The sequence below is a fragment of the Metallibacterium sp. genome (assembly GCF_054637675.1).
The window spans coordinates 1-3,230 of record NZ_JBTSRB010000100.1 but is presented as its reverse complement, the minus strand read 5'-3'; the positions used below and the strand labels follow the sequence as shown (position 1 = coordinate 3,230).

Genomic DNA, 3,230 nt, shown 5'->3' with positions numbered 1-3,230 from the left:
GCCGCCGCGCCGGCCAGCGCCCAGGTGAGCCGGCGCCGCCACCACGGCTTGTGCTCGGGCGCGCGGCGCACGTCCATGGTCTCGAACAAGTCCGGGCGCAGGTCGCGGTTCATCGGCACGGGCAGTCCCTGCAGCGCCCACGCAGTGCGGGCCTGCCGCGCACCGTCGCGCGGGGCGCGTACGGCGTCAAGCTGCGAGCCGGATCACAGCTCATGCAAGCTCTCCGCCGGCTCGGCGCGCGCAGCGCGGCGCGCGGGGAAGTGCGCGACGAGAAACACCGCCAGCAGCAGCACGGCCAGCGCGATCCACGTAGCCGCGCCGTACGCCGCCACTTGCGCGCCGGAGAGCAGGGCGAACTGTTGCGCCAGCCAGGGCGTGAACAACAACGCGAGCACCGCTCCTGCCAAACCCAGGATCACCGTGCCGCCCACCACCCCGGTGTACAGGCGGCGCGGACTCGCCCCCAGCGCCTGCCGGATCGCGTCCACCCGCTTGCGCAGCGCCAGGAACAGCCGCAAGAACACGGCCAGTCCGGTCAGGGCGAGCAGCAGGCCGAACCCCGCCACCGCGCCGAACACCATCGCCAGAACCCGCTGCGGGCGGTCGAGTCTGCCCACCACCTGCGTGCTCGACCGGACTCCACTCGGCTCGATGTACGGCGCATCCTTCGCGAAGACGCGTTGCACTGCCGCCAGCAGCGCTTGATCACGTGCAACGGGAATCTCTGGGCGAACAAGGATGTCTCCACCCATGAAACGGAAGGCCGTATCGCCACCCTGCAATGGCTGGATCCAACTCGCCACGGGCGCATGGCCCGGACCGTCCAGTCGCAGCGGCGCAATCACCCCGCGCACGTGCATGACCTGGGGTGGCACATCTGGCAATGCCTCCGTATGTACCACGCGCCCGACGGCGTCCCGCACACTGCCGAACAAGGTCCGCGCCACATCGGCGTCGATCAGGGCCTCGTGGGGATCGGGATTGTGGCGGCTGAAATTGCGCCCGGTCAGCAAGTGCACCTCGCCAACCGGCAGCCAACTCGCCGAGGCGACGAACTTTTGCGTGATGATCCCGGCTTGGCCCACCTCCAACTTCCCAAGACCGTTATGGAAATTGCCATCGCCGTGGCGAAACTGGACGCCGACCACCGGGCCGAAGGCAACGTCCGCGTGCGGCTCGATGCCAGCGATGGCGCGCCGCAGATCCGCAGCCAACACGGCACTCGAGACCGTCTCTGCGAATGCATCCGGATGCATCGAGAAATAGGGCTTGTTGGCCTTCGTCGACAGCAACGTGAGTCGCTGTCCCTGCAGCATGCCCAGATTCTGGTGCGCCATCCGCCATGCGTACTGCATGCCCCAGCCGGCCAGCACCGCGAGCAACGCAGCCAAGGTGAACTCGAGCGCGAGGATCACACCGCCGACCTGCCGCTCGCCGCGTGGGCTGCTGACCCGCAGCGAACCAAACTCCTTCGGGTCAAGCGCCAACAGCACCCCATGGACCAGCACCTCGATCAAGACCACCACCACGATCAACACAAGCGCCGGGACCAACAGGTGGGGCCAATGCAGAACTCGCCCGACACGCCCCCATGGTGAGAACATCAGCATGAACCGGCCGATGGCAGCGATCGCGCGTTGCATAGCCGCCAGGGCCGCTCCGAGCAGCGCGCCGCTGACCACCAGTGTCACCAGTGCCCCCAGCAGCGCGCGATACAGCACACGCCGCATCTGCCAGGCGCGCGTCGCACCCAGGGTGCGCTCGATGGCATGCACCGTGCGGCGCCGCCAGGCCTCGAGAAAGTTCACTGCCACCAGATTGACCAGCGTCAGCAGCAGTGCCGCGCCGGCGAGATCCAGATAGAGCCCAAGCTTGTGCATTGTGGTGGCCACGGCTCCAGGCTCGGCGGAAAACGGCTGGCTGAAGACCAGGCCGCGGCTGCCATTGCCCTTGACCGTTTCCGGCAGGCTGCGCCAGGCCATGTCCAGATCGTGCCGGATTTCCGCATCCGGTAGGTTCGCGGGAACGCTGAGTAATGCCGTCAAACCGATCGGGAACGGAAGTGGCACCCACGCCACCGGCCCATGCGCAAAGCGCTCTTCGGACGCATGGAGCCCGGAGAATGCGTTGCTGATGACGCCGATGACATGCGCATGCAATGGCCCACCGGAAAAACCACCGCCGACGTGGACGATCAGCTCATGGTTGATCGCCGCCTGCGCACTGCCAAACAACGCATCCGCGCAGCGGCGATTGATCACGATCACGGGCGCCTTCGCGCGTTCCTCGGCCGGGGAGATCAAACGTCCGAGCACATGATCCAGATCCACAGCCTGGAAGTACCTTCCACCGACCATATCCAGCGCGACGTCATGCTGCTTCGAACCGTCCGGCAAAGCGAGCCTGGAGAACTCTGGCGGATTGTCCATTGATGTCGCGACCGCAAACGAGCGCGGCAAACGTTGCTCCAACTGATCGACGAGCTCGGCGCTAACCGCATAATTCACGCCGCTCGTCATTTGAACACCGAGCGTGAAATAGCGCCGTTGCGACGAAGCGCCTGTGATGTGGCTGCCTGCCATCCCTTGCAGGAGCGTGTAGCAAAAGACCGTCGCCGCCAGGGCAACGCTCAGCATCAGATACGCAGCGATTCTTCTCTTCACTTGATTCGCCCCGAACCGCAACCATCGAAATGGCTCGCCATGCGCAGGACCGGCTCGGGATGCGGCTTGCAGAGCATCAGCGCGCGCGCCAGTCGCGGCAACATCTCTCGCAAACGGAACTTGCGGGTGTAGCGGTCGCCGCCGCCGCAATGCGTGGCGTGTAGTGGGCGAACCACAGGAAGGCAAACAAGGTCGCGACCAGCGCCGCCGCCATGGCGGCCATCAGCCAGTGCGCCAGCGGCGTGTTGATCAGGATGCGCCCCAGCAGCGCCTGACGCTGCGCTTCCAGCGCCTCGGGTCTGAACAGCCGGTGCCCCTCTGCCGTACTCGCCGCACTCATCCGAGAGTCCCTGCGCAAGTGGTCGTGCAGGGCCATTTACCCCACCCATTCGGCTACAAAACAACTACCCAAAGCCCTACGATTGCGTGAGATTGATGAACCAGCGATGCCATAAGCACGTGACTCACAGCTCATGCAAGCTCGCCGCCGGCTCGGCGCGCGCGGCGCGGCGCGCAGGGAAGTGCGCCACAAGGAACACCGCCAACAGCAGTACGGCCAGCGCGATC

2 protein-coding genes are annotated in these 3,230 nt (G+C 66.0%); both read right to left on the bottom strand.

Annotated features, from left to right (window positions below):
* Positions 1-203: 203 nt before the first annotated feature.
* Complete coding sequence (locus ACYDAT_RS15845) at positions 204-2,636, bottom strand: ABC transporter permease (RefSeq protein ID WP_461451379.1); 2,433 nt, start codon at positions 2,634-2,636, stop codon at positions 204-206.
* A 103-nt stretch (positions 2,637-2,739) separates the two neighbouring features.
* Entirely contained in the window at positions 2,740-3,003 is a 264-nt protein-coding gene (locus tag ACYDAT_RS15840; protein WP_461451381.1) for a hypothetical protein, read from the bottom strand.
* Between the last annotated feature and the right edge of the window lie 227 nt (positions 3,004-3,230).